This is a genomic window from Oceanobacillus caeni, from assembly GCF_019037185.1.
Lineage (GTDB): Bacteria > Bacillota > Bacilli > Bacillales > Amphibacillaceae > Oceanobacillus > Oceanobacillus caeni.
In genome coordinates this window covers 13,381-29,880 of sequence record NZ_JAHHXM010000038.1, presented here as the reverse complement: position 1 = coordinate 29,880, position 16,500 = coordinate 13,381, and the positions used below count along the sequence as shown (strand labels likewise).

Annotated in this window: 18 protein-coding genes; 13 read left to right on the top strand and 5 right to left on the bottom strand. The window is 35.2% G+C overall.

What is annotated here, in order from left to right:
• Positions 1-266 precede the first annotated feature (266 nt).
• Entirely contained in the window at positions 267-1,088 is an 822-nt protein-coding gene (locus tag KM885_RS15270) for an undecaprenyl-diphosphate phosphatase (protein WP_216884210.1), read from the bottom strand.
• Positions 1,089-1,183: 95 nt separating this feature from the next.
• Between KM885_RS15270 and KM885_RS15265 the strand changes: the two genes are divergently transcribed.
• Positions 1,184-1,609, top strand: a complete 426-nt coding sequence (locus KM885_RS15265) for a hypothetical protein (RefSeq protein WP_216884209.1) — start codon at positions 1,184-1,186, stop codon at positions 1,607-1,609.
• Positions 1,610-1,669: 60 nt separating this feature from the next.
• Here KM885_RS15265 and KM885_RS15260 read toward each other — a convergent pair whose 3' ends face one another.
• Positions 1,670-1,843: a DUF2929 family protein gene (locus KM885_RS15260; protein ID WP_084824118.1), complete on the bottom strand. Its 174-nt coding sequence runs from the start codon at positions 1,841-1,843 to the stop codon at positions 1,670-1,672.
• A gap of 141 nt (positions 1,844-1,984) precedes the next feature.
• Here KM885_RS15260 and KM885_RS15255 point away from each other — a divergent pair, with 141 nt between their 5' ends.
• The 6 genes from KM885_RS15255 to KM885_RS15230 all read left to right on the top strand — a co-directional run bounded on the left by KM885_RS15255 (position 1,985) and on the right by KM885_RS15230 (position 7,351).
• Positions 1,985-2,590, top strand: a complete 606-nt coding sequence (locus tag KM885_RS15255; protein WP_047186441.1) for a hypothetical protein — start codon at positions 1,985-1,987, stop codon at positions 2,588-2,590.
• Between the two features lie 82 nt (positions 2,591-2,672).
• Positions 2,673-3,638, top strand: a complete 966-nt coding sequence (locus KM885_RS15250; protein WP_244987046.1) for a BMP family ABC transporter substrate-binding protein — start codon at positions 2,673-2,675, stop codon at positions 3,636-3,638.
• Between the two features lie 184 nt (positions 3,639-3,822).
• Positions 3,823-4,761 carry a beta-ketoacyl-ACP synthase III gene (locus tag KM885_RS15245; RefSeq protein ID WP_216884208.1) on the top strand — a complete coding sequence of 313 codons (939 nt, stop codon included), beginning with the start codon at positions 3,823-3,825 and terminating at the stop codon, positions 4,759-4,761.
• A 22-nt stretch (positions 4,762-4,783) separates the two neighbouring features.
• On the top strand, positions 4,784-6,025 hold the full coding sequence (gene fabF / locus KM885_RS15240; protein WP_047186438.1) for a beta-ketoacyl-ACP synthase II: 1,242 nt from the start codon (positions 4,784-4,786) through the stop codon (positions 6,023-6,025).
• 124 nt (positions 6,026-6,149) lie between these two features.
• Positions 6,150-6,356, top strand: a complete 207-nt coding sequence (locus KM885_RS15235) for a YuzI family membrane protein (protein ID WP_047186437.1) — start codon at positions 6,150-6,152, stop codon at positions 6,354-6,356.
• Positions 6,357-6,592: 236 nt separating this feature from the next.
• A complete protein-coding gene (locus tag KM885_RS15230; protein ID WP_047186436.1) occupies positions 6,593-7,351 on the top strand; it encodes a YjbA family protein in 759 nt (252 codons plus the stop codon).
• Positions 7,352-7,458: 107 nt separating this feature from the next.
• On the opposite strand, the gene trpS is transcribed toward KM885_RS15230, so the two are convergent.
• Positions 7,459-8,457, bottom strand: coding sequence for a tryptophan--tRNA ligase (gene trpS / locus KM885_RS15225; RefSeq protein WP_060667522.1), 999 nt, complete (start codon positions 8,455-8,457; stop codon positions 7,459-7,461).
• A gap of 632 nt (positions 8,458-9,089) precedes the next feature.
• Between trpS and KM885_RS15220 the strand changes: the two genes are divergently transcribed.
• Entirely contained in the window at positions 9,090-9,638 is a 549-nt protein-coding gene (locus KM885_RS15220; protein WP_060667456.1) for a DUF6155 family protein, read from the top strand.
• A gap of 225 nt (positions 9,639-9,863) precedes the next feature.
• On the opposite strand, the gene KM885_RS15215 is transcribed toward KM885_RS15220, so the two are convergent.
• On the bottom strand, positions 9,864-9,974 hold the full coding sequence (locus KM885_RS15215) for a YjcZ family sporulation protein (RefSeq protein ID WP_225344197.1): 111 nt from the start codon (positions 9,972-9,974) through the stop codon (positions 9,864-9,866).
• Between the two features lie 199 nt (positions 9,975-10,173).
• On the opposite strand from KM885_RS15215, the gene KM885_RS15210 reads away from it, so the two are divergent.
• Entirely contained in the window at positions 10,174-10,437 is a 264-nt protein-coding gene (locus tag KM885_RS15210) for a hypothetical protein (RefSeq protein ID WP_204798142.1), read from the top strand.
• Positions 10,438-10,641: 204 nt separating this feature from the next.
• On the opposite strand, the gene KM885_RS15205 is transcribed toward KM885_RS15210, so the two are convergent.
• Complete coding sequence (locus KM885_RS15205; RefSeq protein WP_060667454.1) at positions 10,642-11,418, bottom strand: DUF2268 domain-containing putative Zn-dependent protease; 777 nt, start codon at positions 11,416-11,418, stop codon at positions 10,642-10,644.
• 144 nt (positions 11,419-11,562) lie between these two features.
• Here KM885_RS15205 and KM885_RS15200 point away from each other — a divergent pair, with 144 nt between their 5' ends.
• The 4 genes from KM885_RS15200 to cydC all read left to right on the top strand — a co-directional run bounded on the left by KM885_RS15200 (position 11,563) and on the right by cydC (position 16,457).
• On the top strand, positions 11,563-12,276 hold the full coding sequence (locus tag KM885_RS15200) for a class I SAM-dependent methyltransferase (protein ID WP_216884207.1): 714 nt from the start codon (positions 11,563-11,565) through the stop codon (positions 12,274-12,276).
• A 47-nt stretch (positions 12,277-12,323) separates the two neighbouring features.
• The gene (locus KM885_RS15195; protein ID WP_060667452.1) at positions 12,324-12,770 is read left to right on the top strand and encodes a GNAT family N-acetyltransferase; all 447 of its coding nucleotides are present in this window, start codon (positions 12,324-12,326) and stop codon (positions 12,768-12,770) included.
• Positions 12,771-13,009: 239 nt separating this feature from the next.
• A complete protein-coding gene (gene cydD / locus KM885_RS15190; RefSeq protein ID WP_216884206.1) occupies positions 13,010-14,737 on the top strand; it encodes a thiol reductant ABC exporter subunit CydD in 1,728 nt (575 codons plus the stop codon).
• A 1-nt stretch (position 14,738) separates the two neighbouring features.
• Positions 14,739-16,457 (top strand): thiol reductant ABC exporter subunit CydC, encoded by a 1,719-nt coding sequence (cydC, locus tag KM885_RS15185; RefSeq protein ID WP_216884205.1) that lies wholly within the window; start codon positions 14,739-14,741, stop codon positions 16,455-16,457.
• Positions 16,458-16,500 lie beyond the last annotated feature (43 nt).

The following is a 16,500-nucleotide window of genomic DNA, read 5'->3' as shown; positions in this document are numbered from 1 at the left end:
TTCATAACTGTATCTTTTTAGTTGTCTTGCCATATTCATCCCCTAATTTCTATCTTTTTCTACTATAAGATTATCAAGTGAATAGGACACTTTCTAAAATTGTCTACTTTACTGATACAATAACAGTAGATATCATGGCCAAAACGCCAATGAGAAAACCGTCAAATGTCCGTGAGAAAATTCTATTCCCCCCTAAAAGGAATAAAAAACAGCAGAAGCAAATTCGACTACGAATGCTCTGCTGTTTAGGTAAATAAAACTATATTTTACAAAAAGAAAATAACCAAAAATCCTACTACAACACAATAATAGGAGAAATATTTTAAGTTTCCTTTGGCCATGATTCCCATAAACCATTTTAGCGCAAAATAGGTTGCGATAAATGTTGTAACGAATGCAATGATATGTGGTATTAGCATCGTTTGGAATTCGGGACTTTTAATTAAATCTGGTATTTCAAGTAGGCCTGTTCCGAGACTAACTGGGATATATAATAGAAATGAAAATCGTAATGCAGTCTCTTGTTTCATTCCCACTAACATAGATCCAACAATAGTTGCACCCGAACGACTAATGCCAGGAGTAACGGCCACTGTTTGTGCCAAACCTACGATAATGGCATCTTTTGTTGATAAATCACCATCATTTTTTCTACCACGGAGATTCCGAATAATCCATAATGCAACAGCGGTAATTAATAAAGTGTATCCGACTATTTTTGTGCTACTAAGCGATTCTCCAATCACATCTCCAAATAATACACCAACGACTCCGACTGGAATAGTGGCTATAACTAGGTATACGATAAAACGGAAGTCATCTTTGGCAGCATTTTCCCTTTTAAAAACATATAAGTATCCATTCCTGATTAATCGAATGATATCTTCCCAGTAAATAACTAAAACGGCTAATAAAGATGCAAAATTAACAAAGATTTCAAAGGAAAGCCCTTCTGCTTCAATACCGAATAATTCCCGGAAGATAATTAAATGGCCACTAGATGAAATGGGGATAGGTTCCGTTATACCTTGGACTAAACCCAAAATAAAGTACTCGATTAAAGTCCATATTTTTTCAAAAAAATCCAATTCCTTCTCTCCTAACTTGAATAAATTTCTCCTCCAAAAAATAATTCACCAACCAATAGGCTAATGAATAGTCTAAATGGTGAGGAGGTTGAAAGATGAAACATAAACATATGTATGATTTGTGCAAACAGCATATGCACTCCTATGTGCTAGCTGAAACAAACGATGGTCAAAGATTTGACGGTATTTTAACAGGCCTTGATGAGGAATATGCTTATTTTGCTATTCCAATTGAACAAGGGCATATGGGGCAGCAAACGATGGATTACCAGCATCAGCCAGGCATGATGGGAAGTATGCAAGGTTATCCACCTCGTGCGGGAATGATGAATGAATATCCCCACGGTAACTACCAAAACGACTCTCATGATTACATGCAGGGTGAACAGGAAGAGTTAAGGCAATTCGGTTTTCCTGGGTACGGATTTCCTGGATATGGATTTTATCCTAGAAGAAGATTTTCGAGACTTGTATTACCATTAGCTGCGTTAGTTGCCCTTACTGCATTACCGTGGTATTAAAACAAATTAAACCCTTGCCAGTTGGCGGCAAGGGTTTCCATTTAAACATTTTTTAAAAAGTTAATTATCCTCTTTTAATATTCCGTCACCTAAAATAAAGACTGCTATAGAGAATAATGCAGCTAAAATCAATGAATGAGAAAGTACAAACGGTTCTCCACCCATACTGGACAATACATAAGAAATAGCAAAGCTGATTAAAACCGCCCAAAAAATAGATGCTATGTATCGCATTACTACACCCCACAATTAACTATTCATATCTAGTTTTATATTTTGTAATTATAATTCTAGTTTATCAAAAGAGAGCGTAAAGGAAAAGCTTTATTTCTATTAAAATAAAGAAAGGTAAAATTTAAGAGGAGGTACATAGGAATGTCGATATTAGTTGTGAATTGTAATCATTGGATTGGATTTCATATTGTAAATACATTACTCGAACACGATTTTAAAATAGATGGAATGATTAACCCTAGCTTACAAGATGATTTATTGATGTTTTTTGGAAGAAATAGTGAATTTCAAATGGTAGATGACGGAAAAAGGGAGTATGAGACTTGTATTATTATAGGCGATAATCCAAACTTTCAAGAATTTAAGGCTGAAAATAAATGGCTTCTACCAATTAATGGGATTCAGAAAAAAGAGACATCAGACCTAACTATTATTCATACTCCAATTTTATTCGGGGAGTGGATGCCAATGAATGAAAATGGTATCTATCATCATAATAAGTTGATAACATTTGATTCTGAGGAATTTAAGAATAATGCTCTATCTATTCATTCTTTTACTCCAGTATTGTTACAGTTGATTCAAAATCCTAGCGAAACGCATGAACTCTATGTCCATTCAAGGCATGAAAAGAGGAAGAGTCCTGGGAAGAATGCTATATACATTAGGGAAAGTGAACCAAAAGAGAAATACGTAGCAGATTTGAAAAAACATTACAAACGATATAAAAAGTTTTACTATTCATAATGCCGGTGTTTACTCGAATGTATTTAGGTTATAAAATATAATAAGATAGGATAAGTGATTCTTAGATTGGAGTGCCAATATTTTGAGAACGTTTAAAAGTAGTTTGTTTATCTGCCTAATGGTCCTATTTTTAACTGGATGCAGCTATTTTGAATCAGGGCAAATTCAAAATGTTGGTATGCTTTTAGATAGTACAATTGATGGCAACGCATGGAATGAAAGTGGATATGAGGGCTTACTTGGTATCGGTGAGGAATTTGATACAGATGTTTATTATAAAGAAAATATTGATACGGAAGAAGAAATAAGAAAAGCAGTCGATGAACTTGTTTATGATGGTGTCAATCTTATTTTTGGTCATAGTAGTTTGTATGGGGATTATTTCTCTGAGTTATCCCGTTATTATCCGGATGTTCACTTTGTTTATTTTAATGGTGGTATTTACGGAGAGAATATTACCAGCCTTAATTTTAATTCTCATGCAATGGGATTTTTTGGTGGTATGGTTGCAGGAAAAATGACGAAGACGAATAAAGTCGGAGTAGTAGCAGCATTTTTGTGGCAACCAGAAATTGAAGGTTTTTATGAAGGGGTAAAATACCAAAACCCAAACGCAGAGGTTAAAATAGATTATATCAAAGGCTGGGACGATACAGAGACCGCTTATTCGATGTATGAAAAAATGAAGAATGAAAATGTCGATGTTTTTTATCCGGTTGGAAATGCATATAGTGAAAAAGTTATTAAACAAGTAGAAAAAGATGGCTTATATGCTATTGGTTATGTAGAAGATCAATTAGAATTTGCTCCAAATGCAGTTTTAACCAGTACGATTCAACAAGTGGACAAGCTCTATGAGATTACCGCGGAGAAATTCAATAAAGGAAAATTAGAAGGTGATATTCTAACTTTTGATTTTCAAGATGGAGTAATTTCTCTAGGGGAATTTAATAAGGTTATTCCTAAGGATTTTATTGAGACCTTAAATAAAACCGTTGAAGACTATAAAGAAAGTTCTTTACTTCCTAATGAGCGGTTAGAAAACTAGGCATTTGCTTTAAGTTTGGCCAATGCCTTAGTTGTATGTATCATACAAGAGGGGGTTTTCTTATCCGCTATTAATGATTTTTTCTTGCCAAGTGTACCCTTATATATTAAAATTAGTACCAAGTCATAATAATTGATTGTATGAATTGATATATATTTATCACGTTTTTAAGGAGCGGTGAAAAATGGGTGTTGGTTTTTTAGGTTTAGGACATTTTGTTCCACCAAAAGTGGTAACCAATCATGATTTAGAAAAAATAGTGGATACGAATGATGAATGGATACGTACAAGAACAGGTATAGAGGAAAGAAGAATAGCAGATGATGATATAAAAACTTCGGATATGGCATTTCATGCTGCTGCTAGTGCATTAGAAGATGCCAATGTAAAAGCGGAAGAACTTGACCTTATCCTAGTTGCTACGGTTACACCGGATACACCTTTTCCATCTATAGCATGTATGATTCAAGAGAAACTTGGTGCAGTGAATGCAGCGTCTATGGATGTAAGTGCAGCATGTTCAGGATATATTTACTCTCTAACAACTGCTAAACAATTTATCGAGACGAAAACCTATAAAAAAATTCTAGTAGTTGGCGTAGAAAAGCTGTCTAAAATCACGGATTGGACCGATCGATCAACATGTGTTCTTTTCGGGGACGGTGCTGGCGCGGCGGTACTTGGAGAAGTATCGGAAGGAAGAGGGATTCTTGCGCATGAACTAGGATCTGATGGAACGGGTGGAAAACATCTGTATGAAGATCCAAATAACCATATTTTTATGAATGGCCGTGAAGTATTTAAATTCGCAGTACGTAAAATGCCAGAAGCATCCGTAAATGTAATTGAAAAAGCGGGATTAAAGAAAGAAGATGTAGATTATTTAATTCCTCATCAAGCGAACATTCGTATTATGGAAGCTGCTAGACAAAGGTTAGGAATTTCTGAGGATAGGATGAATCAATCAATTAAGAAATATGGAAATACATCTGCAGCATCCATCGCCATTGCGCTATCAGAGTCATTTAAAGAAGGTAAAATAAAAGATGATGATATTATTGTTTTAGTAGGTTTTGGCGGTGGTTTGACATGGGGATCCATGGCTATACGCTGGGGAAAATAGAGAATTGTTAGGAGGATCCGTATTGGACAAAAGACGAGTTGTAATTACAGGTTTAGGGGCAATTACTCCCGTTGGTAATGATGTTCAAAGTATGTGGGATAGCATTGTTAATGGAAAATCAGGAATTGATTTTGTAACGAAGATTGATAAAGATAAATATCCTGCTAAAGTTGCCGCAGAAGTAAAAGACTTTGACCCAACTAAATTTATGGATAAAAAAGATTCAAGGAAAATGGATCCATTTACCCAATATGCGGTAGCAGCGGCGAAAATGGCGGTGGAAGATGCTAAATTAGATATAAATGATGAAAACCGAGACCGTATTGGCGTGTGGATTGGCTCTGGAATTGGTGGAATGAAAACGTGGGAAGACCAACATACCATCTTAATGGAAAAGGGACCTCGTCGTGTTAGTCCGTTTTTCGTTCCAATGATGATACCAGATATGGCTGCGGGCCAGGTATCCATTCAGCTCGGTGCTAGAGGTATCAACTCTTGTACCGTTACTGCTTGTGCCTCAGGCGCAAACTCCATTGGGGACGCATTTAAAGCAGTTCAACGTGGTGATGCAGACTATATGATTACAGGCGGAACGGAAGCACCTATTTCCGATATGGCCTTTGCTGGTTTCTCATCGTCTAAGGCTTTATCAACAAATGAAGATCCTAAAACTGCAAGTCGTCCATTTGATAAGAATCGTGATGGATTTGTTATGGGAGAAGGAGCAGGGATTCTAATAATAGAAGCCCTCGATAAAGCATTAGAACGTGGAGCTAAAATTTATGGCGAAATTGTTGGTTACGGTGCCACTGGTGATGCATATCATATAACAGCTCCAGCAGAAAATGGAGAAGGTGCAACCCGTGCGATGAACCATGCATTATCTGATGCGGGTATTAACAAAGAAGATGTAGACTATGTTAATGCACATGGAACGAGTACCGCATTAAATGATAAATATGAAACACAAGCAATTAAAGCGGTATTTGCTGAACACGCCCGTAATTTAGTTGTTTCATCTACTAAATCGATGACAGGTCATTTATTAGGAGCAGCAGGTGGAATTGAAGCTGTCATTTCACTGTTAGCTATTCAAAATGGAATCGTACCACCAACTATAAATTACGAAACACCTGATGACGATTGTGATTTAGATTATGTACCAAACAAAGCTCGTGAACAAGAAGTGAATATCGTAATGAGTAATTCACTAGGATTTGGTGGACATAATGTAAGTTTAATTTTCAAAAAATATAATGGATAATAGAAATTAGGAGTAGTTGAATCCCGATAAGTGGGTTCAGCTACTTTTTTTATTTATTTAGGACATATCAAGCCAATGGACAAGCATATATATTTTTAAAGTGGACAAGGTGTAGGTGAATAATATGGGAGCAGTTTTTCTCTTTTTAGTTGGATTTGGACTAGCTATTACAGGTGGAATTTCATTAATATTCTATTTGAACTTTTTACCAGCAGGATTATTGTGGTCAGATTATTTTGCTTTCATCGTTACTAGAATCGAATGTTATTTCTTACCGATAGGACTGCTTATCATATGGTTGGTTATTTATCGATTTTCAAACAACCCATAATCGCATTGGAAGAGAATATTTTTTACAGGATTGGTCATAATGTATGGTAAGTTAACCATTTAGTTCAGCTGAAGCAAATGGTCATCTATCAAAGACGGACTGATTTTATAGGTTAGGAAATTATAAAATTTTAGCAAAAAGCGAACTCGAAGAAGCTAAAATTTAAACGTTCGCTAAAAGACGAGCGAATGTGAGTTTTTCTAATAATTAAGTTTTATTTAAAGCGAGGGTTGTCTATGTTATATTTGCATGATGTTTGGGTGAATTGGTTTGAAGGAGAAGAAAACGGGTATAATGTTTGTCATTTTCATGAATGGCGAAAAGATGATGGGATTGAATTACTAGACCAGGTTCCTCTATTGTACATAACACCAGGATTATTTGATTATATTGAAAATGATATGCATGATCTACCGAAAGATTTAACAGATGCTATCTATAAGCGTGCTTACATTAGAAAAGGACATGAAAGAACAGTATTGGAGTATGCATGTGTCGTAACAAATGGGGAAGATATTTTGGCAATTGATACAGCCGGATATCATATTCCCATACGTAAAAGTAGATTAATCCCAAGACAAGAACAGTTAGTTTACGATATGATTAAAAAGGCGAAACCACAATCATTTGGTTTTGATGTAGAAAATTACGGAAAAGAGTATCATTTACTTTCTATGCCACCAGATCTTGTGTTTGGTCTTACGAGAAAAGAGCGTCAATTAAAACATTTATTAATGATAGGGTTAGATCAATTACGTACATCTAATAATTTGGAAGAGTTACGTTATTGGTTAACAGAATGGGATCCGAAGCAATATCCTTATATTAAATATATGGATGAAGAGAGAGCATGGGATACATTATATAATGGGGTAAAAGATGGTTGGAGTAAGCAACACGAGGATTTATGTGGAAAGTTAATTAAAGGCCAACCGTTTTTAGAAAAAATGTGGGAAGTGGAAAACGGTCAAACACAGAACACTTCTAGTCAATAAAGAAAAGGTCATTCTATTTTATTAGAATGGCCTTTTCTTAATAAGTTAGGGATTTCTTCCTGTTAATAAGGCATTCGCCAAGCTGAGTAGCGAATGCCTGTTTTAATTTATTTCTTCTTCTTTACTCTTCCTAGTCCCATTGCTTTTTTAGCTTTTGCTAACGTTCTATTTGCTGGAATAGCTGCTTTTTCTGCTCCTTGGTCTAATATATCATCAAGGATATCAGAATCAATAAGTTCTTTATATTTTTCTTGGATTGGTTGTAATACAGAGATAACAGCCTGGGCTACATCCTGTTTAAATTCGCCGTAACCTTTTCCTTCGTATTTCGCTTCCAAAGCCTCAATGGATTCGCCTGTGCAACTAGAGTAAATAGTTAATAAGTTAGATACGCCTGGTTTGTTTGCCTTATCGTACTTAACGATACCTTCTGAGTCTGTAACAGCACTTTTTATTTTCTTTTCAATACGCTTCGGATCGTCAAGCATAGAAATAAATCCTTTTTCATTTTCATCGGACTTACTCATCTTCTTCGTTGGATCTTGTAAAGACATGACTCTTGCTCCAACTTTTGGAATACGAATTTCCGGAATCGTAAACACTTCATTATCATAGCGATTATTAAAGCGTTGGGCCAAATCTCTTGTCAATTCAAGATGTTGTTTTTGATCGTCTCCAACCGGAACAATATTTGACTGGTATAGTAAAATATCTGCAGCCATTAAAGAAGGATAGGTTAAAAGAGCAGCAGATACAGCATCTTTCCCTTCCGATTTATCTTTATATTGTGTCATTCGCTCTAATTCGCCAACGTAGTTCATCGATTGCAGAATCCATCCTAATTGAGTATGTGCTGGTACTTCAGATTGAATGAATAGGGTTGCTTTTTTAGGATCAATTCCTGAAGCAAGGTAAAGCGCTGCCAGTGAACGAATATTATTTCGTAATTTTAATCGATCTTGTGGCACGGTTATCGCATGCTCGTCTACGATGCAGAAATAACATTCATAGTCATCTTGTAATTCCACAAATTGTTTAAGTGCTCCTAGGTAATTTCCAAGTGTTAATGTACCACTAGGTTGTATACCAGAAAAAATCTTTTCCATTTGTTTCACTCCATTTTTATTGAATTCCCCGTTTAAAAAAGGCCATTCCCCCACCGGAAAGGGAAGAATGAACCGAATTGCCATCCTAATTTTCTTAACTTATGTACTTTAGACGAATAAGATACAAAAACCAAGCTCCAATATCATCGGTACTTGTTTTCCAAATTCACAAGTTCTCTACGTACCCAGAGGGTATTTGTACTTTTATTTTGTCTACGCTAAATTTGTTAGATTCTGTAATATTATATAAATTCTTTGGTTTAAATGCAAGAGAACCGCGATAAAGGTTCTTACCCCAAATATTGGGAAGAAGGAAAAATTCGACTTTTCACCTTATTGGTCTCTTGTTAAAGTGGATGGATTAGAAAGCTTGTACTATTTGAGTGGAATCGGAATGAGTGAAAGTATTTAGCATAGTTATATGTTGACAAAAGGGAATGATGTTTTAAAATGTGATATGATTTTATTAACACTATTGTTTAAGCATAAAAAGGGTAATGATGAGTAGGAAAAAATTAAAAAAACGTATTCGACTCATTATGTACGTACGAAAAAGCGCGATGCTGAAGATTGATGATATGGATTAACGAACGATTGATTAATATTTATTGAATTTCAAGGAGAGATATAGTGTGGCTAACATTACGAAGGTTAAAATTCCAGAATTAAAGAGACATTTAAAAGAATATAATCAAAATGAGCTGATTAAATTAATTGTAGATCTGTATAAACAAAATAATAATATACAAGACTATCTTTCTGTGAAGCTTTTAGGCGAGGAAACCATTCAAGATTTATATGAGAATGCTAAGGCAGAAATAGAAAATGAATTTTTCCCAGAAAAGGGATTCGGGAAGATGCGTTTGTCTAAAGCAAAAAGTGCAATTACTAACTTCAAAAAGTTAACAAAAGATCATCTTAAAACAGTTGACTTAATGTTGTTTTATGTTGAGGTGGGAACAGAATTCACAAATACATATGGGGATATAGACGAGAGATTTTATGATAGTATGCTTTCGATGTACGATAAAGTTATCGCGGAATGTGAAAAAGATGAAAAGCTATTTCATGAACTTAAGGACCGGTTGTATGAAGTAGTAGTTGAGTCAGATGGAATTGGCTGGGGTTATCATGATGGTTTAGAGGATTTATATTATTCAATTAGCTTTTTAGAGGAATAGCGTTGTGGTTAATAAACCCATAGACGTCAAATAGTATACTAATTTACAAGATTTGGTATGCTATTTGACTTGTTCATTCCGTTTTCTCTTTATCAAAAGTGAACTACTTAGTAGTATCCCACGCCTTTATCTCATCTAAACGGGCAGTAAGACCCCCACCTCAAGCTTCTGAGGAACAAAGAAGGTAGGTGGGAGATCTATCTTTATACTCATACATTATATTTCTTAGTAACCGTATCCTACATAGGACACTCCTATTATAATAAGTAGGATAAACAATACGACAATTAACGCAAATCCTGCGCCATAACCATATTCTGCAACAGGTTCACTCAAGATCATCACCTCCATAAAAACCAACATATGTAGAAAAATCTATACTGCTTAGACGGATATCCTATGGTTTAGTGATTTAGGCTTATCCATATGTTTAAACGTTTTTCAAACTCAACGAATACCCTGATGAATTTGTCCTTTACGACAATTAACCCCGATACATACAATGTGATAGCTCTAATAATATGGGGGTGAAATAATGTCAGTTGGTCATTATCATGCACTTTGCAGAAAATATATGGGTAGAGCAGTTGAAATAAGAACCCGTGATGGAAGACGTCACAGAGGAATTATTAAGCATGTTAGTCGCAATAGGGTGTATATACAACCACTTGGGCGTAGGAGAAATTTAGGTGGGTTTGGTTATGGATATGGATATGGATATGGATTTGGTGGATTCGGCTATGGGCTTGCATTAGGTACTATTGTTGGATTGGCTTTAATTCCATTTTTCTTCTGGTAATATATATGAAATTTGCCCCACCTCAACGGGGAGTAAGACTCCAACCACAAGCTTCTGGGAAACAAAGAAGGTGGTTGGGAGGTCAACTGCCCATAAAGGTCCGATAAGTGCGACTAACCATCAGTGGGGATGGAAGAATCTCCCATTGATGGTTAGTCTTCTTTACTTTTCTCACAGGTATAACACACGAATTTTTTTCGTCTGTTATACCTGTGCAATTACATTGGATTTAATCCCTAACAACTCTTTAGATGTTAATTCGTTTGTTTTTTTATATTTTTTAACGAGGTAATATCCGACACAATATCCTATCATTTTTGGATAGCGACGTAATCCATACAAAATTTCCTGATGTTTACGTTTCACTTTTAAAGTGTTTTTATTTGGGAGAATTAGCTCTTTCCATAGTTTCTCTAATTGATCTTCCGAATAATACGTTGTCCAATTAGCTAAAAGTTTATCACCAAACCTTTCAAAGACTGCGTTTTCAGCCAATCCTTCTAAAATAATGGTATCCAACAGGACGTAATCTTCTTCTTTTTTTGAATAACGAGAAAGACGACAAACATGGTTATACTCATGAGTAAATAGAGCTCTTATCTCCTTCTCCGTATTATCCTTTGAAATAAATAAAAATAGTTTATCTTTGAACGCAAGACCAGATTTTCCATTCTGGTTCTGTTTCATTTTTCGGTCATTGGGATCGGATGGAAAGATAAAAACCGGGATATCAGGTCCTTGCCATAATGTTTGAAGTTGTTGTTTTTCCAAATGAACAATTTCCCATATTTTATTATCCTGTAATTTTCTTATTAAGTCTTCTCCATTCTTTATGGGATACTTATACATACCATGGGAAGTTAAGTGGTTATAGATTTCATCGGCATAAGCCCCGTCAAAGTGTTTCAATAGCTTTTCGCATAATTCAATCGGTTTGTCATACAAATCTAGCAACCATTTATCCGTTTTAATCACACTCATAGCAATGCTCCTTATGATTATCTCTTACATACAATATGTGCATTTCAACTAAACGTTACTTACAAATCACTTATATAGGGAACTAAAATTTTTTAACCACATATTGTAAATAGGATTATTTGACACAAAGGAGTGGGGCTACGCTTGAATAACAATTATCTTGATTGTTTAGCATTATTTGGTGTTGGGGGCGCTCATCCAGGGGGGCTTCCATTAACGAAAAGAATATTGTCCAAGGAAGAAATAGATGAAACAAAGTCGATTCTTGATGCTGGTTGTGGAACCGGTCAAACAAGTGCATACATTTCAAAAAAATATCAGTGTCATGTTACATCTTTGGATTGCAATAAAATGATGTTGGATAAAGCAAGAAAAAGATATTTATCCTTACAATTACCTATCGAGGTGAAACACGGGAGCACCGAAAATCTTCCTTTTGATAAGGGATTATTTGACTTTATTCTCTCAGAATCGGTAATTTCTTTCACAGATGTTTCCTTAACTCTTCCAGAATTTAATAGAGTGTTAAAACCAAATGGAGTATTACTTGCAATCGAAATGGTACAGGAAAAACCAACCACGGAAGGAGAACGAACAACACTTATTAATTTTTATGGAGTTCCTCAGTTACTTACTGAATCAGAATGGTGCAACTTATTTAAAAAGTTTGGTTTCAAACATGTACATGTTGAAGAGGACATGCAACCAATTGATGAAATGGATCTAGAACTCGGTGCTGATTTTGCACTTTCAGAAGATATTGATGGTAAATATTTTGAAATACTGGAAAAACATGAACAACTAACGGAAGATTACAAAGAGGTGCTTGGTTTTAGAATTTTTAGATGTTGTAAGTAGAATCGTTTAGGTGAATTAAAAAGTTATCATTTTGAGGGGATGAAAAGATGACTATTCGAAAAGCAACTTATCGTGAAACGCAAAAAATATTAAATCATTCATTAGATGTATTGAAAGAAGCAAGCATGGGGTATGTTATTCCAACAAAGGAAAAAGCACGTCAAATGGTCATACCGTTTTTATCTGATGGTTATTATCTTGTTTATATTGAAAATAATGTTATAAAGGGTTGGATTGCTGTTGCTAGTACCATTGATTATTATACAGATGATCCAGTCGGGATTATTCCCGAACTTTATGTTCTCCCACCATATCGTAAACAAGGATTAGCGGAAATACTGTGTAAAGAAGCCCTCAAGCGTTTGAAAGAAGAAGGACATACTAAAGTCCAATTGAATGTATTTTCAGGAAATCATATAAAACATTTTTATCAAAAGCTTGGTTTTCAGGAAATTTCTACATTGATGGAAATAAATTTAGATAATGAAATTTAAAATATTTGAGTGGTTCATTCGTTTTCGTATCATGTCAAAGTTATCTTACCCATGCTAATTGTATAAGTATATTTCGAAAAAGCACGGTGAACGCCTTAGTTCCCTTTCCATTCCATAAATTCCATGTTACGTATTAAACAATAATACCAATTTACCGCAACCCTATTATTTTGCAAGTATCATACTAGTTATGTATAATTTTGTGAAAGCGTTCAGCACGATGTTCGGGAGGCAAAATCATGATTGGGCTTAAAGATATGGCAAAAAAACAGAAAGAAAAGTTAATTTTACTAGTTTTTTTTGCCATATTGTCGGGTACGTCAACGATTGGGCAGAATTACTTATTTGTCACAATCGTGAATCGTATTTTTCTAAAAAATGATTCATTCTTTGAAATCATTCCCCTATTATTTGGACTATTAGCAGTTCTTTTTGCAAGAACATTTTTCCATTATTTAAGTGGAAGAATTGGAATTAGGATGGCTTCCAAAGTAAAACGTGACCTTAGAAATTCACTGCTACATAAATTCTCTACCAATCCAGTACAAACCTCCATCCAAGGGCAGTCAGGTCAAAAGGTTAGTGTAATGATGGATGTGGTAGATGAGGTTGATAGTTATTTTAGTAATTATATTCCACAGTTGTTTCAGGCAAGTATTATACCAATTATGATTCTTTTTGTTATTTTCACAGAGCATGTTGCTACAGGAGTTATCATTTTAATAACGGCACCATTTATTCCTATATTCATGATGGTAATTGGGTTTAAAACAAAAGATAAAACGGAAGAACAATTAGATAAAATGTCAGCCTTTTCTGGGAAATTCCTTGATACGTTACAGGGGCTTACCACCCTGAAATTATTTGGTCAATCCGTTGAACAAAAAGAAGCGATTCGAAAAGGTAGTTTAGGGTTTAGGGAGGCAACGATGGACGTTCTAAAAGTTGCTTTTCAAAATTCCTTAGCATTGGAATTTATTTCTATGCTAAGTATTGGATTGGTTGCATTAGAAGTTGCTCTTCGCATGATCGTTTTTCAAGATCTTTCATTTTATACTGGATTTCTTATGTTAGTATTGGCCCCCGAGTTTTATACGAAATTGAGGGATTTAGGTAGTGCTTTCCATACAGGTAGAGGGAGCATGGGGGCATTTAAAAGATTAGAGTATGAATTAGCATCTTCGGTACAACCTGTTGAATGGGGAGAAGGATGTTTAAATAGTACCACACCACCTACAATTGAATTGTGTAGAGTAGAATTCAGTTACGGGGAAGATGACACATTTTCTTTAAAAAACATCAATGTATTAATAAGACCATTTGAACAAGTGGCAATTGTCGGTAAAACTGGATCGGGAAAAACAACATTATTGCATGTTATTGCTGGTCTTGTTCCCCTTTCTAAAGGGGAGGTACTTTTAAATGAAAGCCCACGAAAATTATACAGTGAAAAGGCTTGGTTTGATGGTATAAGCTACATTTCACAAGACCCATATCTTTTCTCCGGTACCATTGCTGAGAATATTGCGGTTGGTGGTAACACGAGCGCTACGAGGGAAGACATAATGGAGGCTGCTCAAAAAGCTGGAATTTCGCGATTAGTCGAATCCCTCCGTAATGGATATGATACACCAATTGGAGAAGCAGGGAGGGGTCTTTCGGGTGGGGAAAGACAGCGAATCGCCATCGCTAGAGCTTTTTTAAAAAACCCTTCGATTATTCTATTTGATGAGCCAACAACTGGCTTAGATTTACAGACAGAGCGTATCTTGCAGTCTTCGATGAAAGAATTATCAAAGAAATCCACGGTTATAACAGTTGCACATCGTCTTCATACGATTAAAAATGCTGACATGATTCTTTTCATGGATAATGGGGAAATAATCGCATCCGGTACACATAATGAATTACTAAAATCAAATGAAACGTATCGCAATATGGTCTCTGTACAGCAGGGGGGACTCTGAGATGAAAGAATTAATCACGATTACTAAAATCATGTTCGTGGAGAAACGAGATATTATAATCTCCATTTTTTGTGGATTTATAGCAGGAACAACAGCAATTGGTTTATTCGCATTAAGTGGATATTTAATCTCCAAGTCGGCTCTAGTACCTCCTATTTATACGTTGATGATTCTAGTTGCGTCGGTTAAAATGCTAGGAATTATTTCAGCGTTAAGTCGTTATGGGGAGCGTTATTTTTCACATAGAGGAACATTTACTATGTTAAGTCATTTACGCGTTTCTTTTTACGAAAGGCTTGAGCCATTAGCTCCATCTATTTTTCAAAGATATAGGAGCGGGGATCTTCTTTCAAGGATTGTTGGCGATGTAGAGACACTACAAAATTTCTTTTTACGTGTATTTTACCCTCCAATTGTTTTAATGTTCGTATTTTTAAGTACTATTTTCTTCACAGCCTTTTTTTCAATAGAGGTAACATTGATTATACTTGTTGGTTTTATTTTGACAACGTTTATATTCCCAGCAATCATTGCATTCAAACAAAGAAAAGTAGAACGGAGAGTTAGGGAAAGTCGTGGAGAACTATCTACTGAAATATCTGAATTTCTATTTGGATTTCGTGATTTAAAGATATACCAAAAACTAGAAATAAAAGAAAGTAGATTACGTCATTCTGCTGATGTCTACTTAAAAGAACAAGAACATGAAAGTGTTCATAACTTGTTAAGTGAGTCAGCTAATACTTTCTTATCTTTAGTTGTGTCGGTCACTGTGCTAGCTTTTGGAGCTTATTTAGTCGCTACGGAACAATTAGATGGAATCTTCCTTGCAATGCTTGTGATGGTATCATTAACCGCATTTGAAAATACCACATCCATGTCAGTATTTCCGAGTTACTTGGAGGATAGCAGACAAGCAGCAACACGACTAAACAACGTTGTTCGTACAGAGCAAGAATATGAAACACCAAAAAAGAGCAAAGAAAAATTGTCTATAACGAAATCTCCATATATTAGAGTAAATGAGGTGTCATTTGCATTTCCTGATGAAACAAGGGATACCTTATCTGATATATCCTTTACGTTACCGCCTGGTTCCAAAACAGCTGTTGTTGGTCCAAGTGGATCTGGTAAATCAACGTTGATGCAATTATTATTACAAATGTACCCGGTTAACCAAGGTGAGATTTATATTAATAATCAATCGCTAAATTCATTGTCACAAGAAAGCATTTGGAAAAACACGAACGTTGTATTGCAAAAGAATCATTTCTTTTATGGAACGATTCGTCAAAACTTAATGTTTGCCAAAAACGGATTGACGGATGAAGAGATGAAAAATATATTGGAAAAAGTTAAACTCAGTCATTTTACTTTAAATGACCAAGTGTTAGAAAAGGGAGAGAATCTTTCAGGAGGGGAGAAACAGCGACTCGCCATTGCTAGAGTATTGCTAAAGAAAGCTCCAATATGGCTTTTGGATGAGCCGACCTCATCCATTGACGCATTGACCGAGAAATATATTTATAACTATTTATTTAAAGAAGCAAAAGAGGATACCGTTGTCCTTATCAGCCATCGCCTAACAGGATTAGAAAGCATGGATCAAATAATAGTAATGGAATCCGGTAGAATTGTTGAAGTAGGGACATTTGATGAACTAATGGAGAAAAAAGGTTATTTTTATGAAATGAAACAAATTGAACAGAGCGTTTTTTAAAATATATAATCAAACCGTAAAAAGAGCTTTTGCTAAGTGGGCA